At 71.1% G+C, this 21,271-nt stretch carries 19 protein-coding genes and 2 pseudogenes; 11 read left to right on the top strand and 10 right to left on the bottom strand.

The annotated features are described in order from the left end of the window. Positions 1–49 precede the first annotated feature (49 nt). The 3 genes and pseudogenes from ACGFYP_RS13785 to ACGFYP_RS13775 form a co-directional block, all read right to left on the bottom strand. Positions 50–601, bottom strand: a complete 552-nt coding sequence (locus ACGFYP_RS13785; RefSeq protein ID WP_361962256.1) for a GNAT family N-acetyltransferase — start codon at positions 599–601, stop codon at positions 50–52. 93 nt (positions 602–694) lie between these two features. Beyond that, positions 695–1,522, bottom strand: a complete 828-nt coding sequence (locus tag ACGFYP_RS13780; RefSeq protein ID WP_393491478.1) for a TIGR04222 domain-containing membrane protein — start codon at positions 1,520–1,522, stop codon at positions 695–697. A 148-nt stretch (positions 1,523–1,670) separates the two neighbouring features. After that, positions 1,671–2,099 (bottom strand): annotated as a pseudogene (locus ACGFYP_RS13775) (hypothetical protein); the annotation flags it as partial. Between the two features lie 1,058 nt (positions 2,100–3,157). On the opposite strand from ACGFYP_RS13775, the gene gcl reads away from it, so the two are divergent. After that, the gene (gene gcl / locus ACGFYP_RS13770; protein ID WP_393492302.1) at positions 3,158–4,936 is read left to right on the top strand and encodes a glyoxylate carboligase; all 1,779 of its coding nucleotides are present in this window, start codon (positions 3,158–3,160) and stop codon (positions 4,934–4,936) included. 178 nt (positions 4,937–5,114) lie between these two features. Here gcl and ACGFYP_RS13765 read toward each other — a convergent pair whose 3' ends face one another. Beyond that, complete coding sequence (locus tag ACGFYP_RS13765) at positions 5,115–6,095, bottom strand: ArsR family transcriptional regulator (RefSeq protein ID WP_393491475.1); 981 nt, start codon at positions 6,093–6,095, stop codon at positions 5,115–5,117. Positions 6,096–6,154: 59 nt separating this feature from the next. On the opposite strand from ACGFYP_RS13765, the gene ACGFYP_RS13760 reads away from it, so the two are divergent. Further along, positions 6,155–7,357 (top strand): MFS transporter, encoded by a 1,203-nt coding sequence (locus tag ACGFYP_RS13760; RefSeq protein WP_393491472.1) that lies wholly within the window; start codon positions 6,155–6,157, stop codon positions 7,355–7,357. Here ACGFYP_RS13760 and ACGFYP_RS13755 read toward each other — a convergent pair. The 4 genes from ACGFYP_RS13755 to ACGFYP_RS13740 form a co-directional block, all read right to left on the bottom strand. Then, on the bottom strand, positions 7,293–7,958 hold the full coding sequence (locus tag ACGFYP_RS13755; protein WP_393491469.1) for a DUF1524 domain-containing protein: 666 nt from the start codon (positions 7,956–7,958) through the stop codon (positions 7,293–7,295). The genes ACGFYP_RS13760 and ACGFYP_RS13755 overlap by 65 nt on opposite strands. A 482-nt stretch (positions 7,959–8,440) precedes the next feature. Next, on the bottom strand, positions 8,441–9,898 hold the full coding sequence (locus tag ACGFYP_RS13750; RefSeq protein WP_361962268.1) for a catalase: 1,458 nt from the start codon (positions 9,896–9,898) through the stop codon (positions 8,441–8,443). Between the two features lie 187 nt (positions 9,899–10,085). Next, on the bottom strand, positions 10,086–10,976 hold the full coding sequence (locus ACGFYP_RS13745) for a 2-hydroxy-3-oxopropionate reductase (RefSeq protein WP_361962270.1): 891 nt from the start codon (positions 10,974–10,976) through the stop codon (positions 10,086–10,088). A 41-nt stretch (positions 10,977–11,017) separates the two neighbouring features. Beyond that, a complete protein-coding gene (locus tag ACGFYP_RS13740) occupies positions 11,018–11,869 on the bottom strand; it encodes a TIM barrel protein (protein WP_393491460.1) in 852 nt (283 codons plus the stop codon). Between the two features lie 140 nt (positions 11,870–12,009). On the opposite strand from ACGFYP_RS13740, the gene ACGFYP_RS13735 reads away from it, so the two are divergent. The 9 genes from ACGFYP_RS13735 (at position 12,010) to ACGFYP_RS13695 (ending at position 20,094) form a co-directional block, all read left to right on the top strand. Continuing rightward, positions 12,010–12,258, top strand: a complete 249-nt coding sequence (locus tag ACGFYP_RS13735; RefSeq protein WP_361962469.1) for a hypothetical protein — start codon at positions 12,010–12,012, stop codon at positions 12,256–12,258. Positions 12,259–12,302: 44 nt separating this feature from the next. Further along, positions 12,303–12,641, top strand: a complete 339-nt coding sequence (locus ACGFYP_RS13730; RefSeq protein WP_361962471.1) for a helix-turn-helix domain-containing protein — start codon at positions 12,303–12,305, stop codon at positions 12,639–12,641. Between the two features lie 156 nt (positions 12,642–12,797). Further along, a complete protein-coding gene (uraD, locus tag ACGFYP_RS13725) occupies positions 12,798–13,325 on the top strand; it encodes a 2-oxo-4-hydroxy-4-carboxy-5-ureidoimidazoline decarboxylase (RefSeq protein ID WP_393491455.1) in 528 nt (175 codons plus the stop codon). After that, a complete protein-coding gene (gene uraH, locus ACGFYP_RS13720; protein WP_361962276.1) occupies positions 13,322–13,711 on the top strand; it encodes a hydroxyisourate hydrolase in 390 nt (129 codons plus the stop codon). The genes uraD and uraH overlap by 4 nt, the downstream gene beginning before the upstream one ends. Before the next feature lie 5 nt (positions 13,712–13,716). Then, the gene (gene pucL / locus ACGFYP_RS13715; protein WP_393491449.1) at positions 13,717–14,640 is read left to right on the top strand and encodes a factor-independent urate hydroxylase; all 924 of its coding nucleotides are present in this window, start codon (positions 13,717–13,719) and stop codon (positions 14,638–14,640) included. A gap of 69 nt (positions 14,641–14,709) precedes the next feature. Then, positions 14,710–16,116: a nucleobase:cation symporter-2 family protein gene (locus ACGFYP_RS13710; protein WP_393491445.1), complete on the top strand. Its 1,407-nt coding sequence runs from the start codon at positions 14,710–14,712 to the stop codon at positions 16,114–16,116. 48 nt (positions 16,117–16,164) lie between these two features. Next, positions 16,165–17,553 (top strand): 8-oxoguanine deaminase, encoded by a 1,389-nt coding sequence (locus ACGFYP_RS13705; RefSeq protein ID WP_393491439.1) that lies wholly within the window; start codon positions 16,165–16,167, stop codon positions 17,551–17,553. A 319-nt stretch (positions 17,554–17,872) separates the two neighbouring features. Further along, positions 17,873–19,321 carry a nucleobase:cation symporter-2 family protein gene (locus ACGFYP_RS13700; protein ID WP_393491435.1) on the top strand — a complete coding sequence of 483 codons (1,449 nt, stop codon included), beginning with the start codon at positions 17,873–17,875 and terminating at the stop codon, positions 19,319–19,321. Positions 19,322–19,389: 68 nt separating this feature from the next. Then, positions 19,390–20,094, top strand: coding sequence for an aspartate/glutamate racemase family protein (locus tag ACGFYP_RS13695; RefSeq protein WP_393491429.1), 705 nt, complete (start codon positions 19,390–19,392; stop codon positions 20,092–20,094). A 17-nt stretch (positions 20,095–20,111) separates the two neighbouring features. Here ACGFYP_RS13695 and ACGFYP_RS13690 read toward each other — a convergent pair. Together ACGFYP_RS13690 and ACGFYP_RS13685 are read right to left on the bottom strand one after the other, a co-directional pair. Further along, positions 20,112–20,606: pseudogene (locus ACGFYP_RS13690) on the bottom strand (HAD family hydrolase); the annotation flags it as partial. A gap of 15 nt (positions 20,607–20,621) precedes the next feature. Continuing rightward, the gene (locus ACGFYP_RS13685; RefSeq protein ID WP_393491425.1) at positions 20,622–21,200 is read right to left on the bottom strand and encodes a hypothetical protein; all 579 of its coding nucleotides are present in this window, start codon (positions 21,198–21,200) and stop codon (positions 20,622–20,624) included. Between the last annotated feature and the right edge of the window lie 71 nt (positions 21,201–21,271).

Genomic DNA, 21,271 nt, shown 5'->3' with positions numbered 1-21,271 from the left:
GTCACGGCGAGGCGTTTGGCTACGGCGTGGGGTCTCGGCGGGCGTATCGCTACGGCGTGGGGTGGGGCTGTCGGACCACGGCGGCCCCGGCCAGTTCGCGGCGCATGCAGACCCGGGGCCAGGTCGCCAGGCCGTGGGCGGCCTCGGCCCGCTGGATCGCCCGCAGGCCGTCGGTCAGCTCCGGATCGGACTCGGCGAGCGGGCGGAAGCCGAGGCGGGCGTAGTACGGGGCGTTCCAGGGGACCTCGGTGAAGGTCGTCAGGGTCAGTGCCGTCAGCCCGCGCTCGGCCGCCAGGGCCGCGAGGTGCTCGATCAGGGCGCGGCCGATGCCCCGACGGGCGGCGGCCGGGTGCACGGAGACCTGTTCGATGTGGGCGGCCCCGTCAACGGTGTCCGTCAGCAGGTACGCGACCGGCCGGTCGGCCTCGTCGACGGCCACCCAGGCGTGACCGGCCCGCCGGTAGGCGTCCAGGACGTCCAGGGGGAGTGGCTCGTCGTCGGCGATGACCGCCATGCCGAGGGAGCGGAAGGGTTCGCCCGCGGCCCGCTCGATGTCCTGGAGCAGCGGGAGTTCGGCCGGTGCGGCCGCTCGGATGCGCATACGACGAGTATGGCGCGGCCCGGCGCCCCGGCCGGAGCCCCCTGTCCTGAGTTCGTCCCTCGGCCCTCGGGCGCCTGTCGCTGACCTCCTCCCTCAGCCCGAGCCGCCGCCCCCGTCTCCGCCGCCTCCGCCGCTTCCTCCGGTCCCGTCGATCCCGCCGCCGCCGAACCAGCCCCGCCCGGTCGCGTAACCGTCCGTCCGGCCGCCCCGGCCCAGCAGCCCGCCGTCGCGCGAGAAGCGCGGGAGGAAGAGGGCGAGCGCCGGGTCCCCGTAGAGGGCGACGTAGAGCAGCACCAGGTTGCCGTCCGTCACCTCGCGCCGGTGTGCCGGCAGCGGGTGCCGTTCGCGGAGCCCGGCCAGCAGGCGGCGGGCGGCCCGTGTCGTCGGTGGCTGGACCAGCAGGGCGAGCGCGGCGCCGGTCGGTACGGCCCCGAGGGTGAGCGCGAGGGCGAGCCCCGCCCCGGACGGGCCGGTGATCAGCAGGCCCGTCACGACCGTCGCCACCGCGCCGACGAGCAGCACGCGCGCGGCGCGGAGCCGGCCGTAGGGGCGGAGGAGCCCCGCCCGGCCCAGCTCGGCCCGCAGCGCGTCGACGGCGCGCCGCGCCCGGGGCTGCGAGGTGAGCACCCGAAGACCCAGGGCGCGCCGGAGCGAACCGTGCACCCCGAGTTGAACCGGGTCACGCGTCCGACCGGGACCGCCGTTGGCCCGAATCGTGCCCTTCCGGCCGGCCGCCACCGCGCCGCGCTGGTGCAGTGCGACGAGCGCGACGACGACGGCCGCCTGCGGCCCTCCCCGGAGCAACGCCAGTGCCTGCGGGGCCAGTTCGGCCCGCTGCGGGCTGCGCGTTCGCAACAGGGCGAGCGCGAGCAGCAGTTGTCCGCAGGACGCGCCGATGAACCACCACGTGTCCGCCCCCATGACGCCCCACCCCCCGAGAGTGTTGTGCCCGGGGGAGTGTGATCGTCACGCGTGAATGGCCGAATTCTGAGGTTCTTTTGAGCTGTGAGTGCCCCGATCTCGATGGCTTCCCATGCCCCGACGCCGGAGGGCGCCACCGACGGTCGGACTACGCGCCGGTGGTGATCAGTTCGTCGGCCGGAGTGTTGACCGGCTGCGGGGTGCCCGTGAGGTCGAGGACGAAGAGCGGGATGCCCAGCTCGTCGGCGCGGGATCTGGCCTCCGGGGTGTAGCCGGCGAGCGAGAAGAAGACGCTCACCGCCGTGCTGCTGAGGCCGTTCAGCCAGAGGCACTCGACGGCCCGCAGGCCGGCCGGGCGGGTGCTCGGGTCGACCTGGGCGACGAGCCCTGGCGCCCGCAGGTCGACCTCGGACGTGGAGCGCTCCTCGGGCTGGACGACGTCCCGGAACCCCAGCCAGCGCAGGTATCCGGCGGACGCGGCGACCGCGTCCCGCGCCGTACGGATGGTCACGGGCCGGAACGAGGGCCTCGGCGGCGCGGGGTGCGGGGCCGTGGGAGGCAGCGGTATGTGCGCGGGGTAGCGCTCGGCGAAGGCGCGGTGCCCGCCGCTCTGCGGGGCGGCGTGGGCTCGGCTCTCGGCCGGGCCCGTGAAGGGCCCCGCCCCGCCCGCGCCCTCTCCGCCGAAGCCGCCACCCTCGCTGTCCCTGCTGCCTCGGCCGTCCCCGCCGTCCCTGCTGCCCCGGCCGTCCCTGCTGCCCCGGCCGTCCCGGCCGTCCCCGCCGTCCCTGCCGTCCCCGCCCTGCGCCTCGAACCGGCCGTCCGCGCCGCTTCCGCCGCTTCCGCCCGTTCCGCTGTTCCCGGGGGTGAACCACCCACGGGTCCCGCCGCCCGTACCGGGGCCCGACCCCGGGCCGCCTGCGGTGCCGGAGCCGGAGCCACTGCCCGTACCGGTGCCCGAGCCCGACCCGGAAACCGAGCCGGCACCGGGAGCCGCTCCGGAGCCCGTGCCCGGGCGCGGGCCGTCCGCGCTGCGGGGCTCCACGACGCGCCAGGGCCCGGCGCCCGTCCCCGTGGTGTCACCCGCGCCGGCTCCCAGGCCCCCGCCCGTCCCCGGGCCCCCGGTAGGGGTGGGGTCGGTGGCCGGGGTCCTGACAGGGACGCGCAGGACCGTGCCGCAGGTGCAGCCGAGCTCCGGGTGGGGCCATTCGTCCTGGCGGCCGCAGGCGACGCAGCGGACCGCGACCCATTCGTCCGTCCAGTTACGGTGCGTGACCGGCTCGCCCGTGGCCCCGGCGATCACCGGCGGCACCACCGGGGTGCCGCACGCGCACGGGAAGACCGGCGCTGCGTACGGCTGCGTACGGAGGCATTCCGGGCAGCGCACCGGAACCGAGTCACCCACACCGAACCCCACGCCGAACCCCCTGTCGTTCCGAACCCATCGTCCACCAATCCGCCACGAGAGGGGAGGGAGTTCGGCCAACGGCCGAGCCCGCTCCCTTGACGGCGTTCGCCACCCCGACCTACATTGCTTCCGTATAGCAGAACAATACTTCCGCAATACGGAAACGGCCCGCCGAGACGGTGGCGGACCCGGTTCCGCCTGGCCGAAGCAGGAGCCCTCCCATGCCCCGTATGACCGCCGCCGCAGCGGCCGTTGAGATCCTCAAGCGCGAAGGCGTCACCAACGCGTTCGGCGTGCCCGGCGCGGCGATCAACCCCTTCTACCGCGAGCTCAAGAACGTCGGTGGGGTCAACCACACCCTCGCCCGCCACGTCGAGGGCGCGTCCCACATGGCCGAGGGCTACACCCGGGCCAAGGCCGGCAACATCGGTGTCTGCATCGGTACCTCCGGCCCCGCCGGAACCGACATGATCACCGGCCTGTACTCCGCGATCGCGGACTCGATCCCGATCCTGTGCATCACGGGCCAGGCCCCGGTCTCGAAGCTCCACAAGGAGGACTTCCAGGCCGTCGACATCGCCACGATCGCCAAGCCCGTCACCAAGGCCGCCACCACGGTCCTGGAGGCCGCGCAGGTCCCCGGTGTCTTCCAGCAGGCCTTCCACCTGATGCGCTCCGGCCGCCCCGGCCCGGTCCTCATCGACCTGCCGATCGATGTCCAGCTGACCGAGATCGAGTTCGACCCGGAGACCTACGAGCCGCTGCCGGTCTACAAGCCGCAGGCGACCCGTGCGCAGGCCGAGAAGGCCCTGAGCTTCCTCCTGGAGTCCGAGCGGCCGCTGATCGTCGCCGGCGGCGGCATCATCAACGCCGACGCCACCGACCTGCTGGTCGAGTTCGCCGAGCTGATCAACGTCCCGGTCATCTCCACCCTCATGGGCTGGGGCACCATCCCGGACGACCACGAGCTGGCCGCCGGCATGGTCGGTGTCCAGACCGCGCACCGCTACGGCAACGCGACCTTCCTGGAGTCGGACTTCGTCCTCGGCATCGGCAACCGGTGGGCCAACCGCCACACCGGTTACAACATGGAGGCGTACACCAAGGGCCGGAAGTTCGTCCACGTCGACGTCGAGCCCACCCAGATCGGCAAGATCTTCGCCCCGGACTACGGCATCGCCTCCGACGCCAAGGCCGCCCTGGAGCTCTTCGTCGAGATCGCCAAGGAGTGGAAGGCCGCGGGCAAGCTCCCGGACTTCTCCACCTGGGCCGCCTCCGCCCAGGAGCGCAAGGCGACCCTCCAGCGCCGTACGCACTTCGACAACATCCCGATGAAGCCGCAGCGCGTCTACGAGGAGATGAACAAGGCCTTCGGCCCGGACACGCGCTACGTCACCACCATCGGTCTCTCCCAGATCGCGGCCGCGCAGTTCCTGCACGTCTACAAGCCGCGCCACTGGATCAACTGCGGCCAGGCCGGCCCGCTCGGCTGGACCATCCCGGCCGCGATCGGTGCCGCCACCGCGGACCCGGAGACCCCGGTCGTCGCGCTCTCCGGCGACTACGACTTCCAGTTCATGATCGAGGAGCTGGCGGTCGCCGCCCAGCACAAGGTCCCCTACGTCCACGTCCTCGTGAACAACGCCTACCTGGGTCTGATCCGTCAGGCGCAGGGCGGCCTGGGCATCAACTTCGAGGTCAACCTCGAGTTCGAGAACATCAACACCCCGGAGATCGGCGTCTACGGCGTCGACCACGTCAAGGTCGCCGAGGGCCTGGGCGTCAAGGCCATCCGCGTCACCGACCCGGAGAAGCTGGGCGAGGCGCTGGAGGAGGCCAAGAAGCTGGCCGTCGAGTTCCAGGTCCCGGTCGTCGTCGAGGCGATCCTGGAGCGGATCACCAACATCGCGATGAGCAAGACGGTCGACATGAGCGACGTCACCGAGTTCGAGGAGCTCGCCACCGAGCCCGGCCACGCGCCGACCGCGATCAAGGCCCTCAAGGTCTGATCCCGGTACTCACCTCACCGATCGGCCCCCGCTCCGATAGCACCGGAGCGGGGGCCGCTCCGCGTCCGCCCGGGCCGCGTCCGGCAGCTCCGCGTCCGCCCGCCGGGCCCCGTATCTTCCAAGCCCGTATCTTCCAAGCCCGTATCTTCCAAGCCCGTACCTTCCAAGCCCGTACCTTCTAAGCCCGTACGCTCTGCGCCCGTACCAGCGCCGCGCCCGCCTCCGTCCAGTCGTAGAGGACCGAACGGCCCGCCCTGCGCCGCCGTACGAGACGGGCGTCGAGCAGCACCTTCAGATGGCGCCCCACCGACCCGAGCCCCTGCCCCGTCAGTGCGACCAACTGGCTGGTGGACAGCGGGGATTCCAGGCGTACGAGCACCCCGGCCCGCGCGCTCCCCAGGAGCGCCGCGAGGGCCGAGGGGACGGCAGGGCCATCCGCGTCGGTCAGGGCTCCCGTGCACGGGTAGACGATCGCGTACCGCTGCGTCCCCTCCCACGACACCCACCCCCGGCTCGGGGTCACCGGCACGAAGAGCAGTCGGCCGCCGGCAACCGAACGCGGCGGGTGGTCACGGGTGTTGACCTGGAGCCGGCCTTCACCGAGCCAGCGCGTCCGGCCCGGGCTCAGCTCGTCCAGGGCGGCCGCCCACCCTCCCCGGGTCAGCATCGCCGTGCGCGCGAGCACATCGGCCTCCAGGATCCGCCGGCGCCGCGGCCAGGTCGGCAGGACGGTCTCCCGCCACACCCAGGTGAGCAACTCGGCGATCCGGTACGGCAGATCGGGCGCCGAGGCCAGCGGTTCGGGGACCGGACCGCCCAGCGACACGGCCAGGTCCGCCACGGCCTCGGCGGCCAGGGTCTCGCGGACCCGGGTCAGCTCCTCCTCGAAGCTCCGCTCGCCGTCGCCCAGCGGGGTGGGGGTCACGAAGTCGGCGTTCCACGTGGTCCCGAGCGCGGCCCGGACGAGGAGGGCGTCGAGCGGCTCGTCCGCCAACCGCGCGTGGTAGGCGGGCAGATGGGCCTCCAGCCACGCCCGCTCGCCCGGATGCGCGGACGTCCTCAGGTGCAGCGTCTGGAGCGCGGCGGTGGCTTCGGCCAAGGGCGAGAGCACGAACCGGCTTCCCGCGAGCGCGTCCGCGTCCATCTGCCACCAGCCCATGTTTCGCCTCCCCGCGAAACAGTAACGGCCCTTCCCCCGGCGCCCGCAGACTCCGCCGCATGCGCAGCTACCGCGAGCTCTTCCGCACGCCCGAGTTCACGCCTCTCTTCCTCACCTGCTCCGTCGGGGTCGCCGCCCAGACGGTGGCCGGCCTCGGCCTCGCCACGCTCGTCTTCCGGCAGACCGGCTCCCCGCTCCTGTCCTCCCTGGCGCTCTTCGGGCCCTCGCTCGCCCAGCTCCTCGGCGCCGCGACGCTCCTCTCGGCCGCCGACCGGCTCCCGCCGCGCGCGGCGCTCGCCGGGATGGCCCTGTTCTTCGCCGCGGGCAGCGCCGCCACGGCCGTGCCGGGCCTGCCGATCGTGGCGGTCTTCGCGATCCTGCTCGTCCAGGGGCTCGTCGGGTCCGTCGGCGGCGGGGTGCGCTACGGACTCCTCGGCGAGATCCTGCCCCGCGAGGGATACCTGCTGGGCCGCTCGGTGATGAACATGGCCGTCGGCTCCTGCCAGATCGCCGGGTTCGCGGCCGGAGGCCTGCTCGTCGCCCTGCTCTCGCCGCGCGGCACGGTCCTGACCGGCGCCGCCCTCTATCTCGCCGCCGCTCTCCTGGCCCGCACGGGCCTCTCCCGGCGCGCCCCGCGCGCCACCGGCCGGGCCTCGGCCGCACAGACCTGGCGGACGAACGGACGGCTGTGGTCCTCCCCGGCCCGCCGCCGGGTCTATGTCGCCCTGTGGGTGCCGAACGGGCTGGTCGTGGGCTGCGAGTCGCTCTTCGTGCCGTACGACCCCGAGCGCGCCGGGCTGCTCTTCGCCTGCGGCGCGCTCGGGATGCTGGCGGGGGACACGCTCGTGGGCCGGTTCGTGCCGAGCGGGCTCCGCGGCCGGCTCGCCGCCCCGTTGCAGGCCCTGCTGGCAGCCCCGTTCCTGCTCTTCGCGGCGGATCCGGGGCTGCCCCTCGCCCTCGCCGCCGTGACCGTCTCGGCGGTCGGCTACGGCGCGAGCCTGCTGTACCAGGAGCGTCTCCTCGCCCTCGTACCGGACGAGCTCAGCGGTCACGCCCTCGGGCTGCACACCTCGGGGATGCTCGCCCTCCAGGGGCTGAGCGCGGCGCTCGCGGGCGCCGTCGCCGAGGCCACCTCACCGCGTACGGCGATGGTGGTGCTCGCCGCCGCCTCGCTCGCCGTCACGCTGACGCTCACGCTCACCGAGGCGCCTTCGAGCGGACCACGACCGTCTCCTCGCAGGGACCGTCGGCGAACAGCTTGAGCGCCTCGACCTCGTCCTTGTCGGCGCTCAGGCCCCAGCGCAGCTTGGTGCCCACCCACTCGGCGACGTAGCGGCAGTACTGGGTGGAGGCCGACGGCACCCAGTCGGCGGGGTCGCGGCCCGCCTTGTCCTTCTGGCTGCGGGCGGTGACGGCGACGAGCGTGCCGGGCGAACCCTGGTCGTTGGCGTACTTCTCGCGCCGCGCCGCCGTCCAGCCGGAGGCGCCCGACTCCCAGGCCTCGTTCAGGGAGACGACATGGTCGACGCGGAGCGCGGTGGGGTCGGTGACGGTCTGGCCGTCGTAGTACGAGGTCCACTTCCCGCCCGTCAGCGCGCACTTGGGGCCGGTCTTCGGGGCGTCGACGGCCTCCTCCAGGAGGACCTCGGCGCGGGTGTCGCAGCCGTCGGCGGCGTCGAGCCCGGCGTTCCAGTGCTTGAACGCGGACTCCTTGTAGCCGGCGGGGTCCTCGGTCGCCTCCGTGAGGTCGGCGAGGGCGTCGGGGAAGAGGACGACGTTCGCCGACATGGCCGGGGAGGGCACGGCGAGCGGGGACAGGATGAGGGCGAGCGGAGCCAGACCCCGCACCAGGTTCTTGATCATGTACGAGTGGATAGCGGCGGGGGAGGGGCGCATACGCGGAGAATCGCGGTGCGCTCGCCCGTGCGGGTGTGGATCTTCACCGCAGAAACGATGCGCTGGGGCTGTAGAGATGCGCTGGGGCTCGTAAAGAAGGGGGAACGCGCAAGAGCGCGGAACCAGGGACCGTAAACCTGGTTCCACGCTCTCGTTGTGCCCGCCCGACGGTGCGAGGCTGGCGCGACAGGACGTTCGCGCCGCCGGGCGGAGTCTTGGGGGAGGTGGGGCGTTGGGACCGCGGCGGCGACGACGGGTCGGCCCGGGATCCCTTCCTTCAGGTCAAGAAGGGTCCTGGTCCGCCCATTACCACCGCACTGGCTCGGCGCCGCCGCGGTCCTCACGCTGTCCGTACCGCCGGCCACCCCTCATCCGGGCCGTCGGTCCGGACGGCGTACGGCATCTGACCTCCCGTCATATGCCGTACGCGGTCTGGATACCGCCGTGGATCAGTCCTCGCGCAGGGCGCGGACCGCCTCGGCCACGCGCTTGCCGTAGTCCGCGTCGGCGGCGGCGAAGTGCGCGATGTTCTTCTCGATGATGTCCTCGCGGCCCACCTGGGAGAGGCCACCGGCGATGTTGGCGACCAGACGGCCCTTCTCGTCCTCGGACATCAGGCGGTAGAGCTCACCGGCCTGGAAGAAGTGGTCGTCCTTGGCGTGCTCGGGCGCCGCGTGGGTGCCGGTCCAGCCGTGGATCGCCAGCGGCGCGGAGAGCGCCTCGTCGGTCTGCGCGGGACCGGAGTACGAGTTGGGCTCGTAGTTCTTGTCCGTGCGGCGGCCGTTGCGGGTGGCCATGAAGCCGTCGCGGCCGTAGTTGTCGGCAGCGGTCGCCTTCGGGGCGTTCACCGGCAGCTGGGTGTGGTTGACGCCGAGGCGGTAGCGGTGGGCGTCCGCGTAGGCGAAGAGGCGGCCCTGGAGCATCTTGTCCGGCGAGGGGCCGATGCCCGGGACGAAGTTGTTCGGGGAGAACGCGGCCTGCTCGACCTCGGCGAAGACGTTGTCCGGGTTGCGGTCGAGGACCAGACGGCCCACGCGCTGCAGCGGGTAGTCGCTGTGCGGCCACACCTTGGTGAGGTCGAACGGGTTGAAGCGGTAGTCGGCGGCCTCGGCGGCCGGCATGACCTGGACGTACAGGGTCCACGAGGGGTTCACACCGCGCTCGATGGCCTGCAGCAGGTCGGTCTGGTGCGAGTTCGCGTCCTTGCCGACGAGCTCGGCGGCCTGGTCGGCGGAGAGCGAACGGATGCCCTGGTTCGTCTTGAAGTGGTACTTGACGAAGAAGGCCTCGCCCGCCTCGTTGGTCCACTGGTACGTGTGCGAGCCGTAGCCGTTCATGTGACGGTACGAGGCCGGGATGCCGCGGTCGCCCATGAGCCAGGTGATCTGGTGCGTCGCCTCGGGGGCGTGCGCCCAGAAGTCCCAGACGTTGTCCGCCTCCTGCTTGCCCGTGAAGGGGTCGCGCTTCTGGGAGTGGATGAAGTCGGGGAACTTGATCGGGTCCTTGATGAAGAACACCGGGGTGTTGTTGCCGACGAGGTCGTAGTTGCCCTCTTCGGTGTAGAACTTCAGCGCGAAGCCGCGCGGGTCACGGACGGCGTCCGCGCCACCGAGCGAGTCGGCCACGGTGGAGAAGCGGATGAAGGTCTCGGTCCGCTTGCCGACCTCGGAGAGGAAGGAGGCCTTGGTGAAGCCGGTGACGTCGTCGGTCACCTCGAAGTAGCCGTACGCACCGGAGCCGCGGGCGTGGACCACGCGCTCCGGGATCCGCTCACGGTTGAAGCGCGCGAGCTTCTCCAGCAGGTGCTGGTCCTGGAGCAGGATGGGGCCACCGACGCCGGCGGTGGCGGAGTTCTGGTTGTCGGCGACCGGGGCGCCGGACTCGGTCGTAAGCACGCGCTTCGACATGGTGACCTTCCGTACGGGAGCTGCACCGCTGACTGTGCGGGTGTTCAGGAGCGTAAATTCGCTTCGAACCCAGCGTCAACAGTTTGTTGAAAGTGAAGTGTGGTGTTCCGGGCGGCGGCGGCGCCTGGGCGCGACAGGACAGGTTGTCAGCGCCGCCGCCGACCGGAAGTCATGAGGTGGACCTGCGTCAGACCTGCTGGCCGGAGAGGCGCTCGACGGCGCGCAGCAGGGCCGAGTGGTCCAGGCCGCCGTCGCCCTGCGCACGCAGGGAGGCGACCAGCTGGGCGACGACGGCACCGACCGGGAGGGCCGCGCCGACGTTGCGGGCGGCGTCGGTGACGATGCCCATGTCCTTGTGGTGCAGGTCGATCCGGAAGCCGGGCTTGAAGTCCCGGTTCAGGAAGTTGTCCTTCTTGCGGGTCAGGACCGTGGAGCCGGCCAGACCGCCGTTGAGGACGTCCAGGGCGGCCTGGAGGTTCACGCCGGACTTCTCCAGGAAGACCACGGCCTCGGCGCACGCCTGGATGTTGACGGCGACGATGAGCTGGTTGGCGGCCTTCACCGTCTGGCCGGAGCCGTGCGGGCCACAGAGGACGATGGTCTTGCCCAGCGCCTCCAGGATCGGCAGGGCCTCGTCGAAGTCGGCCTGCTCGCCACCCACCATGATCGAGAGCACGGCCTCGATCGCGCCGGCCTCGCCACCGGAGACCGGGGCGTCGATGACGCGGATGCCCTTCTCGGCGGCGTTCTTGGCGAGGTCCACGGAGGTCTGCGGGGTGATCGACGACATGTCGACGATCAGCGCGCCCTGCTTGGCGTTCTCCAGGATGCCCTCGGGGCCGTAGGAGATGGCCTCGACCTGCGGGGAGGCGGGCACCATCGTGATGACCACGTCGGCGTCCTTGACGGCCTCGGCGATCGACGGGGCGGCGGTGCCGCCGGCCGCGGCGAGGCGCTCCAGCTTGTCCTGCTCCAGCGTGAAGCCGGTGACGGAGTAGCCCGCCTTGATCAGGTTCTCGGACATGGGGGAGCCCATGATGCCGAGACCGATCCACGCGATCTTGGGGAGATTGCTCATGGTGAGGGTGCCTCTCGAAAACTGGTGGTACGGGGAGGAAGTCAGCGGGCCGCGCGGGCCTCGGCCGGGAGCCACTCGAAGGACGCGGCGGCGTCGGCGGCCTTGTACTCCAGGCCGACCCAGCCGTCGTAACCGGCCTTCTTGAGCTCGTCGAGCAGCTGCTCCAGGGGGAGCTCGCCGGTGCCCGGCGCGCCACGGCCCGGGTTGTCGGCGATCTGGACGTGGCCGGTCTTGTCGGCGTACGCGGCGATGACCTGGCTGACGTCCTCGCCGTTCATCGACAGGTGGTAGATGTCGAGGAGGAACTTGGCGTTGCCGAGTCCGGTGGCGGCGTTGACCTTGTCGACGACCTCGATCGCCGAGGGGGCGCTCACCAGCGGGTAGAGCGGCGACTCCGGCTTGTTCAGGGTCTCGACCAGCAGGATCGCGCCGATCCGGTCGGCCGCGCGGGCCGCCAGGACCAGGTTCTCCAGGGCGAGGGCGTCCTGGATCTGCGGGTCGACGCCGTCGACGCGGTTGCCGTAGAGCGCGTTGAGCGCCTTGCAGCCGACCGAGGCGGCGAAGTCCGCCGCCACGTCGATGTTGGCGCGGAAGCGGTCCGACTCCTCGCCGGGCACGGAGAGCGCACCGCGGTCGGGGCCCGGCAGCTGCCCGGCGTAGAAGTTCAGGCCCACCAGCTGGGTGCCGGCGTCGTCAAGAGCCTTCTTGAGGGCGTCGAGCTCGCTCTGGGCGGGGGTGGCGGTGTCGATCCAGGGCCACCACAGCTCGACCGCGGTGAAGCCCGCCGCGGCGGCGGCCGCGGGGCGCTCCAGGAGCGGGAGTTCCGTGAAGAGGATCGACAGGTTCACATCGAAGCGCTGGTCCGTGACTGCGCCTTCTGAGAAGCGGGCCATGAGGGGCGGCGCTCCTTCCGTATTGCGGAAGTAACTTTCTGTCTGACGGAATGTTGCAAGGGGATCCGCACGCTTGTCAAGAGGGCCCGGCAGCTCAGGGCTGCCGTCGGTGGACTCTCGGCCAGTAGCGTGGGGCCATGGTGCGTTTGAGAGTGGAGTTCACGACCGAGCCCTTCGACCTGGACGAGGCGCCGGAGCACGCGGTCGTGGCTCGTGAGGTCATCCAGTCGGCCGAGCTGGACGCGGTGGACGTCGGCCCCTTCGGAAACACGGCCGAGGGTGGCGCCGACGAGGTGCTCACGGCCGTGGACGCGCTGCTGCGCAAGTCTCTGGCGGCCGGCGCGACCCGTGTCTCCCTGCAGGTCAATGTCCTCGGGGAGGAGTCGTGACGGAGCACCCGCTGGTCGCCGCCGTGAAGCCGCTGGTCGACGCGATGGGCGCCGAGATACTGGGCCCGGAGCAGGCTCAGACCGACGATGTCGTGCTCGCCTGGGAGGGTGAGGACGTGATCGCCGTCCGTCTGCCGCAGCTCTCGGACTCGCTGGATCACATTCTGGCCGCGATGGAGCGACGGCACGGGATGCCGCTCGCCGATCTGGACCGCAAGGCCAAGCAGGAAGCGGTCAGGATGCTGGAGGCGCGCGGGGCGTTCTCCGTACGCCATGGGGTGGAGACGGTGGCCGGGGCACTGGGTGTCAGCCGGTTCACCGTGTACAACTACCTGAACAGGGAGACCGCTCTGAGCAGGGAAAAGGCCGCGGAGAACGGCTAGTTGATCATGTATGACCAGGAGCCGTCGTCCGGATGTCGGGACGACGGCTTTTGTGTCCCCGAGTTTTCAACAAAGTGTTGACGCGGTGTCGGCAAAGGGCGTTAGCTATCCGCAGCCCGTCCGACGCACAGCGAAAAACAGCCACGGAGGCTTCCCGTGACTTCAGGTACGACACCGGGCCTCACCCGGTTCAACACCTCGGCGGACAGCGACGCTGTCGCCGCTCTCCACGAGGTGTGCTCCAGTTCGGCGTGGGGGAGCAAGATCCTCGCCCAGCGCCCGTACACCACCGCCGAAGCCCTCTTCCTCGCCAGCGACGCCGCCATGGCCGAGCTGACCGCGGAGGACCTGGCCGAGGCGATGGCGGGCCACCCGCCGATCGGTCGTCCGAAGGCAGGGGACCCGACCTCTTCCCGCGAGCAGAGCGGGATGGCCGGCGCCTCCGAGGAGCTCAAGGCCGAGATGCTCGAACTCAACCTGGCCTACCAGGACAAGTTCGGTCATGTCTTTCTCATCTGCGCCACCGGCAGGACCGGCGAGCAGATGCGCGACGCGATCCGCGAGCGGATCGAGAACGCGCCCGACGAGGAGCGGGAGATCGTCCGCACCGAACTGGGCAAGATCAACCGCATCCGCCTGACCCGTCTCGTGGAGCGCGCGGAGAACGAGGAAGAGAGCGCATGAGCACCGACACCACCGCTTCGGTGTCCACCCACATCCTGGACACCAGCATCGGCCGCCCCGCCGAGGGCGTGGCCATCACGCTCGCGGCCCGCAGCGGCTCCGACGCGCAGTGGGTCCCGCTCGGTGGCTCCGCCACCGACGCGGACGGGCGCTGCAAAGACCTGCCGGCACTGCCGGAGGGCACCACCCACGTACGTCTCGACTTCGAGACCGAGGCGTACTTCTCCAACAAGCAAGCCGAGGCGCAGCAGGACGCCCCCCGCGTAAGGGACAGCGGCGCGTTCTTCCCGGAAGTGACCATCACCTTCGCGGTGACTCCGGGCGAGCACTATCACGTACCGCTGCTGCTCAACCCGTTCGGCTACTCCGTTTACCGAGGGAGCTAGCAGACATGCCCACGATTCTCGGCCAGAACCAGTACGGCAAAGCAGAGAACCGCGTCGTCAAGATCACGCGGGACGGCGCCACCCACCACATCAAGGACCTGAACGTCTCCGTCGCCCTCTCCGGCGACCTCGACGACGTCCACCTCACGGGCTCCAACGCCCACTGCCTGCCCACCGACACGACCAAGAACACCGTGTACGCCTTCGCCAAGGAGTACGGGATCGAGTCGGCCGAGCAGTTCGGCATCCACCTGGCGCGTCACTTCGTGACCAGCCAGGAGCCGATCCGCCGGGCGCGCATCCGGATCGAGGAGTACTCGTGGGAGCGGATCGCCAGCTCCGACGCCAACTCCAAGTTCATCGGCTCGGACGAGGTGAACCACTCCTTCGCCCGCAAGGGCCAGGAGACCCGCGTCACCCAGATCACGTACGACGGTGAGAAGTGGGAGGTCATCTCCGGCCTCAAGGACCTCATCGTCATGAACTCCACCAACTCGGAGTTCTGGGGCTACATCAAGGACAAGTACACGACGCTCCAGGAGGCGTACGACCGCATCCTGGCCACGCAGGTGTCCGGTCGCTGGCGGTTCAACTGGACCGACGACGACCAGCGGATGCCCAACTGGGAGAAGTCCTACGCGCAGACCAGGCGTCACATGCTCGAGGCCTTCTCGGAGACGTATTCGTACTCGCTGCAGCAGACGCTGTACCAGATGGCCACGCGCATCATCAACCACCGTTCGGAGATCGACGAGGTCCGCTTCTCGCTCCCGAACAAGCACCACTTCCTGGTGGACCTGGAGCCCTTCGGGCTCAAGAACGACAACGAGGTCTACTTCGCCGCCGACCGCCCGTACGGCCTCATCGAGGCGACCGTGCTGCGTGACGGAGCCACGGCGCAGATCCCGGCCGACATGACCAACCTCTAGCGGCACCACGTGGCCGCCCCCGCCCGCCCGCCGAAGGGCGGGGGCCGCCACCACCGGAGGGACGTACCCATGGCACAGCCCGCAACGGGGCCGGCATCCGCAGAAGGCCCGTGTTCCACCCCATCGGTCACCTCGCACGAGGTCCACCCGGTGGACGAGAAGCTCCCCGCCTCGCGGCTCGTTCCCGCGGCACTGCAGCACATCGCCGCCATGTACGCGGGCGTGGTCACCCCTCCGCTGATCATCGGCCAGGCGGTCGGTCTGGACGCCGCCGGAATGACCCGGCTCATCGCGGCCAGTCTCCTCATCGCCGGCTGTGCCACCATCCTCCAGACGATCGGAGCCGGCCGCTTCGCCGGAAACCGGCTCCCGTTCGTCAACGCCGCCTCGTCCGCCGGCATCGCCCCGATGCTCGCGATCGCCGAGACCAGCGCCCCCGGCCACCAACTCCCCGCCATCTACGGCGCGGTGATGGTCGCCGGAGTCTTCTGCCTCGCCGTCGGCCCGTTCTTCGGCCGGCTGCTCCGCTTCTTCCCGCCGCTCGTCACCGGCGTCGTGATCACCCTGATCGGCGTCACCCTGATGCCGGTGCCGGTGAGTTGGGCCCAGGGCGGGAACAAGGAAGCCGCAGACTTCGGCGCGATGAAGTACCTCGCGCTCGCCGGCTTCACGCTCGTCGTGATCCTGCTCTTCCAGCGCTTCGGCAAGGGCTTCGTCAAGCAAGTCGCCCTGCTCCTCGGCCTGTTCATCGGCACGCTCGCCGCGATCCCGTTCGGGATGGCCGACTTCGGCGCGCTCCGAGAAGCGCCCGTCGCCGCGCTTCCCACGCCCTTCGCCTTCGGCGCCCCCGAGTTCCAGCCCGCCGCGATCCTCTCCCTGTGCATCGTGATGCTGGTCCTCATGACCGAATCGAGCGCCGGCATGCTGGCCCTCGGCGAGATCTGCGAGCGCCGCAGCGACGGCCGTACGATCACCCGCGGCCTGCGCACCGACGGCATCGCCACCCTGATAGGACCCGTCTTCGGCGGCTTCCCCACCTCCGCGTTCGCCCAGAACGTCGGCGTGGTCTCGCTGACCCGGGTCCGCTCCCGCTACGTCGTCGCCGTCGCCGGTGGCGCCCTGCTCGTCCTCGGCGTCTTCCCGGCCCTCGGCGCGGTCGTCTCCATGGTCCCGATGCCCGTCCTCGGCGGCGCCGGAATCGTGCTCTTCGGCTCGATCGCGGTCAGCGGCATCCGTACCCTGTCGGAAGCCGGCCTCGACGACAGCTCCAACATCATCCTGGTGGCCGTCGCGCTCGGTGCGGGCATCATCCCGCTCGCCGCGCCCACCTTCTACGCCGGATTCCCCGCCTGGGCGCAGACCGTGCTCGGCTCCGGCATCAGCGCGGGCGCGCTCGCCGCGGTCACGCTCAACCTTTTCTTCCACCATCTCGGCACCCGGAGCCGTCACACGGCTCCGGCACTCAAATCCTCCTAGGGTCCTGCCGTGCCCACACCACCCAAGAGGAATGAAGGAACCACCGCCATGGCAGCACCTTCGGCAGCCCAGCGCATCGTCATCGAGAACTGTGCGATCGCGACCGTAGACGCCAACGACACCGAGTACGCCTCCGGGTACCTCGTCGTCGCCGACAACAAGATCGAGTCCATCGGCGCCGGCAAGGCGCCCGAGGGCCTGGAGAACGTGGTCCGACGGATCGACGCCACCGGTCATCTGGTGACGCCCGGTCTGATCAACACCCACCACCACTTCTACCAGTGGATCACCCGGGGCCTGGCCACCGACCACAACCTCTTCAACTGGCTGGTCGCGCTCTACCCGACGTGGTCGCGCATCGACGAGTCCATGGTCCGCGTCGCCGCGCAGGGTTCGCTGGCGATGATGGCCCGCGGTGGTGTGACCACCGCGATGGACCACCACTACGTCTACCCGCAGGGCTCCGGCGACCTGTCCGGCGCCATCATCGGCGCCGCCCGTGACATGGGCGTCCGCTTCACCCTCGCCCGCGGCTCCATGGACCGCAGCGAGAAGGACGGCGGCCTGCCGCCGGACTTCGCCGTCGAGACGACCGAGGGTGCGCTCATCGCCACCGAGGAGACCGTCAAGAAGCACCACGACGCCTCCTTCGACGCGATGACCCAGGTCGCCGTCGCCCCCTGCTCCCCCTTCTCCATCTCCACCGACCTGCTGCGGGAGGGCGCCGCGCTCGGCCGCCGTCTCGGTGTGCGCATGCACACCCACGGCTCGGAGACCGTGGAGGAGGAGAAGTTCTGCCACGAGCTCTTCGGCATGGGCCCGACCGACTACTTCGAGTCGACCGGCTTCCTCGGCGAGGACGTGTGGATGGCGCACTGCGTCCACATGAACGATTCCGACATCGAGGCCTTCGCCCGTACGAAGACCGGTGTCGCCCACTGTCCGTCCTCCAACGCGCGCCTCGCCGCCGGCATCGCCCGCGTCCCGGACATGCTGCGCGCCGGCGTCCCGGTCGGCCTCGGCGTCGACGGCACCGCCTCCAACGAGTCGGGCGAGCTCCACACGGAGCTGCGCAACGCGCTCCTCATCAACCGCCTCGGCGCCCACCGCGAGTCCGCGCTCAACGCCCGCCAGGCCCTGCGCCTCGGGACGTTCGGTGGCGCCCAGGTCCTCGGCCGTGCCGACTCGATCGGTTCCCTCGAGGTCGGCAAGCTCGCCGACTTCGTCCTGTGGAAGATCGACGGCCTCGGCCACTCCTCGATCGCCGACCCGGTCACCGCGATCGTGTTCGGCGCCGCTGCCCCGGTGACGGCCTCGTTCGTCAACGGCAAGCAGATCGTGGAGAACAACCGCCTGCTGTTCGCGGACGAAGAGGCGATCGCCCGCGACGCGCGCGCGGAGGCCCAGCGCCTGGCCCGGATCACGGCCCAGGGCTGACCTCCCCAAGGAGTCCGACCGAGGGGGACGGCCCTTGGTCGGTCGCCGCGGACCCGAGCGGGGTCCGCGGCCGGCTGGACGGGGGGTGCCCGTACGAAAAGAGGTACGGCACCCCCCGGACGGTCGACGTGTGTCAGCCTTCCAGGCCTCCCCGGGCACACGACGCAGTTTTCAAGGATCGACGCAGTTTCCAAGGATGAAGAAGTCCCCCCCACATCCTCATGAGCCGCACCCGTGAGGCGCACGACCTGCACCGCTTTGCACCACCTCCATGACACCCACGTCCCCGCCGACGTGTTACCCGACCGGAGGAACCTCCGTGGCCACCAAGCCCAGGTTTCGCAATGAAGCGCAAGACGCAAGCGCCGACACCGAAGACCAGAAGCATCCGGTCGACGAGACGCTGCCGCCCCTGAAGATGTTCACCAGCGGTCTGCAACATGTGGCCGCCATGTACGCGGGGGTCGTGGCCCCGCCCCTGATCGTCGGCGCGGCCGTCGGACTCTCCGGCACCGAGCTGACCTTCCTCACCGGAGCCAGCCTCTTCACCGCGGGGCTCGCCACCTTCCTCCAGACGCTCGGCATCTGGAAGATCGGCGCCCGACTGCCGTTCGTCAACGGCGTCACCTTCGCCGGCGTCGCGCCGATGCTCGCGATCGTCGACACCACGGACGACAAGGCCGACGCGCTGCCGATCATCTTCGGAGCGATCATCGTCGCCGGAGTGCTCGGCTTCATAGCCGCCCCGTACTTCTCCAAACTCGTCCGCTTCTTCCCACCGGTCGTCACGGGCACCGTGATCACCCTCATCGGTGTCTCGCTCCTGCCCGTCGCCTTCGGCTGGGCCCAAGGTCCCAATCCGGCGGCCAAGGACTACGGTTCGACCACCTATCTCACCCTCGCCGCGATCACGCTCGTGGTGGTCCTGGTCCTCCGCCGCTTCACCCGCGGCTTCCTGAAGCAGATCGCCGTCCTGGTCGGTCTCGTGCTCGGCACGCTCATCGCGATCCCGTTCGGGGTCACGGACTTCAGCCCGGTCACGGAGGCGGACATCGTCGGCTTCCCGACGCCGTTCCACTTCGGTGGACCGCAGTTCGCGCTCGCCGCGATCATCTCCATGTGTGTGGTCATGCTGGTCTCGATGACCGAGTCGACCGCCGACATGCTCGCCCTCGGCGAGATCGTCGACCGGCCGGCCGACGAGAAGACCATCGCGGCCGGTCTGCGCGCCGACACCCTCGGCTCGGCCATCAGCCCGTTCTTCAACGGCTTCATGTGCAGCGCCTTCGCCCAGAACATCGGTCTGGTCGCGATGACGAAGATCCGCAGCCGGTTCGTGGTCGCCTGCGGTGGTGGGTTCCTGGTCCTGATGGGCCTCTCGCCGGTCGCCGCCTCGCTGATCTCGGTCGTCCCGCGACCGGTGCTCGGCGGCGCGGGTGTGGTCCTCTTCGGCTCGGTCGCCGCGAGCGGCATCCAGACCCTGGTCAAGGCCGGTCTGGAGAAGGACAACAACGTCCTGATCGTGGCGGTCTCGCTGGCCGTCGGCATCATCCCGATCACGGCGCCGGAGTTCTACCACGCCTTCCCGGAGACCGCGAAGATCATCCTGGACTCGGGCATCTCGACCGGCTGCGTCGCGGCGGTCCTGCTGAACCTGGTCTTCAACCACCTGGGCAAGGGCCAGGACGACGACACGGTCACCGCGCCCATGGAACCGGGCGAGGAGATCTCCGAGGCCCGTGGCGCCAAGGCGGCGCACGTCCACTGAGCGCCCGTCCGACGTCCGTCGAGCCGGTCCCCGCGTACGACGCGGGGGCCGGCCGCGGGCGTTCGGTGGTGCTGATCAACCCGAACACCTCCGCCGACACCACGGCGATGATGACGGCGATCGCCCGCCGGACCCTGGGTTCCTCCGTACGCGGGGTGACGGTCGCGCGCGGCCCCCGGATGCTCACCGATCCGGCGGCGCTGAGGGCCTCGGTGCCCGAGGTGGTCGCGGCGGCGCGCCGGGCCCTGGCGGCCGGAGACTGCGCCGGCCTTGTGGTGGGGGCGTTCGGCGACCCGGGCGTGGCGGAGCTGCGGGCCTTCGCGGGCGTCCCGGTCGTGGGCCTCGCGGAGGCGGCCTGCGCGGAGGCGGCGGCCGGGGGAGTCCGGTTCGGTGTGGCGACGACGACCCCGGACCTCGCGGAGGCGATCGGCGGCCGGATCGCCGACCTCGGTCTCGCGGACCGGTACACCGGGATCCGCCTGACGCGGAGCGACGCCCGCCAGCTGTCCGCCGAACCGGAGGCGCTGCGGGAGGAGTTGGCCGAGGCGGTGCGGGCGTGCGTGGTACAGGACGGGGCGAGGGCGGTCGTGATCGGCGGCGGCCCCCTGGCCGAGGCGGCGGACGCGCTGCGCGAGCGTTTCGACGTCCCGGTGGTCGCCCCCGTCCCGGCCGCGTGCCGCTGGATCGCACGCGAACTGGCGCGGAGCGATCCGGCGAAGCTCGTGGGCCCCCGACCAGCAACGGCCCGCGCGATCATGCGCGGAGCCGGTTGACGACGGCTGCGGCTCCCTCAGGCCAGTGCACCCAGGACGTGCGGCCCGGCCTCCGCGAGCGTCGGGAAGTGACGGTGGGCGTCGGGGTGCGGAGCCTCGGTGTTGACCGTCCAGACCGTCATCCCGGCGGCGAGCCCGGAGCGGACCCCGGACGGCGCGTCCTCGATCACCAGGCAGTCCGCCGGGTCCGCGCCGAGCTTCTCGGCGGCGAGCAGGTACGGCACCGGTGACGGCTTCCCCTCGGCCACCGAGGCCGCGTCCACGACGAGCTCCGGCATCGGGAGGCCGGTCCGCTCGAACCGTCCCCGCACCCGGTGCTCGTAGTTCGACGTCACGAGCGCCCACCGGCCCGCCGGCAGCGCGTTCAGCAGCTCGGCGGCCCCGTCGAAGGCCGCGTAGGAGCCCGTACGGACGTCCTCGTCCTCCAGCGCGTGCAGGAGGGCGAGGCACTCGCCCGGGTCCTGCCCCGGGACCACGGCCGCGAACGTCTCGACCGGCCGCGTCCGGAGGGAGTTGAGGAGTCGCCTTCACCGCTCGGCCTCCCCGCGCCGGCGGCACTCCCGGGCCAGGTGCGGGTAGGCCGCGCCGATCGCCTCGTACAGCCGTGTCCGCAGCAGCTGTTCGGCCTCCGCCCGTCCCGTCGAGCCGAACAGGCCGTCGAGCAAGGTCTCGTACCGCGACAGGGCGTACCGCAGATAGGTCACCTGCCACCGCACCAGCGCCCCGGCCGCCGCCGCGCCGGGGCCGCGCGCCCCGAGCAGGTGCCGGTGCCGGACCGCCCGCCGCTCCAGCTCGGCCGCAGGGAGCCGGGGCACCTCGATGGGCTCCGCCCGGATCGCCGCGAGCACCGCCCGCCGTCGCCGCTCCGCGCCCGCCTCGACGGTCGCGGAACGGCGCCCCGACGCGGCCGCGCACCGGGCGAACTCCGGCGTCCGCTCCACCGCCTCCACCCGCGCGAGCCGGTACAGCCGCACGGGCGCGATCGACCATCGCCGGGGGTCCCGCCCCTGCACGTCGGGCTGGCCGAGCAGGTCGCGCACCATCGGGTCGGTCCAGCCGCGCTCGCGCAGTCCCGCGAGGGTCACAAAGGTCGTACGGTCCGTCACGATTCCCCCTGTCGTCGATTACTTAGAGTGACGAATCCAGTGAAGCGCACGCCACTGACAACCGCCCTCTT

It is taken from the genome of Streptomyces sp. NPDC048370, assembly GCF_043200825.1.
Lineage (GTDB): Bacteria > Actinomycetota > Actinomycetes > Streptomycetales > Streptomycetaceae > Streptomyces.
Note: the sequence above shows the minus strand (reverse complement) of the source record. Positions and strands in the feature narration are given on the sequence as shown.

What these genes read in the sequence shown, in the direction of transcription:
- ACGFYP_RS13785 (WP_361962256.1), bottom strand. Translation starts at nt 601, where the DNA reads ATGCGCATCCGAGCGGCCGCACCGGCCGAACTCCCGCTGCTCCAGGAC.
- ACGFYP_RS13780 (WP_393491478.1), bottom strand. Translation starts at nt 1,522, where the DNA reads ATGGGGGCGGACACGTGGTGGTTCATCGGCGCGTCCTGCGGACAACTG.
- gcl (WP_393492302.1), top strand. Translation starts at nt 3,158, where the DNA reads ATGACCGCCGCCGCAGCGGCCGTTGAGATCCTCAAGCGCGAAGGCGTC.
- ACGFYP_RS13765 (WP_393491475.1), bottom strand. Translation starts at nt 6,095, where the DNA reads ATGGGCTGGTGGCAGATGGACGCGGACGCGCTCGCGGGAAGCCGGTTC.
- ACGFYP_RS13760 (WP_393491472.1), top strand. Translation starts at nt 6,155, where the DNA reads ATGCGCAGCTACCGCGAGCTCTTCCGCACGCCCGAGTTCACGCCTCTC.
- ACGFYP_RS13755 (WP_393491469.1), bottom strand. Translation starts at nt 7,958, where the DNA reads ATGATCAAGAACCTGGTGCGGGGTCTGGCTCCGCTCGCCCTCATCCTG.
- ACGFYP_RS13750 (WP_361962268.1), bottom strand. Translation starts at nt 9,898, where the DNA reads ATGTCGAAGCGCGTGCTTACGACCGAGTCCGGCGCCCCGGTCGCCGAC.
- ACGFYP_RS13745 (WP_361962270.1), bottom strand. Translation starts at nt 10,976, where the DNA reads ATGAGCAATCTCCCCAAGATCGCGTGGATCGGTCTCGGCATCATGGGC.
- ACGFYP_RS13740 (WP_393491460.1), bottom strand. Translation starts at nt 11,869, where the DNA reads ATGGCCCGCTTCTCAGAAGGCGCAGTCACGGACCAGCGCTTCGATGTG.
- ACGFYP_RS13730 (WP_361962471.1), top strand. Translation starts at nt 12,303, where the DNA reads ATGGGCGCCGAGATACTGGGCCCGGAGCAGGCTCAGACCGACGATGTC.
- uraH (WP_361962276.1), top strand. Translation starts at nt 13,322, where the DNA reads ATGAGCACCGACACCACCGCTTCGGTGTCCACCCACATCCTGGACACC.
- pucL (WP_393491449.1), top strand. Translation starts at nt 13,717, where the DNA reads ATGCCCACGATTCTCGGCCAGAACCAGTACGGCAAAGCAGAGAACCGC.
- ACGFYP_RS13710 (WP_393491445.1), top strand. Translation starts at nt 14,710, where the DNA reads ATGGCACAGCCCGCAACGGGGCCGGCATCCGCAGAAGGCCCGTGTTCC.
- ACGFYP_RS13705 (WP_393491439.1), top strand. Translation starts at nt 16,165, where the DNA reads ATGGCAGCACCTTCGGCAGCCCAGCGCATCGTCATCGAGAACTGTGCG.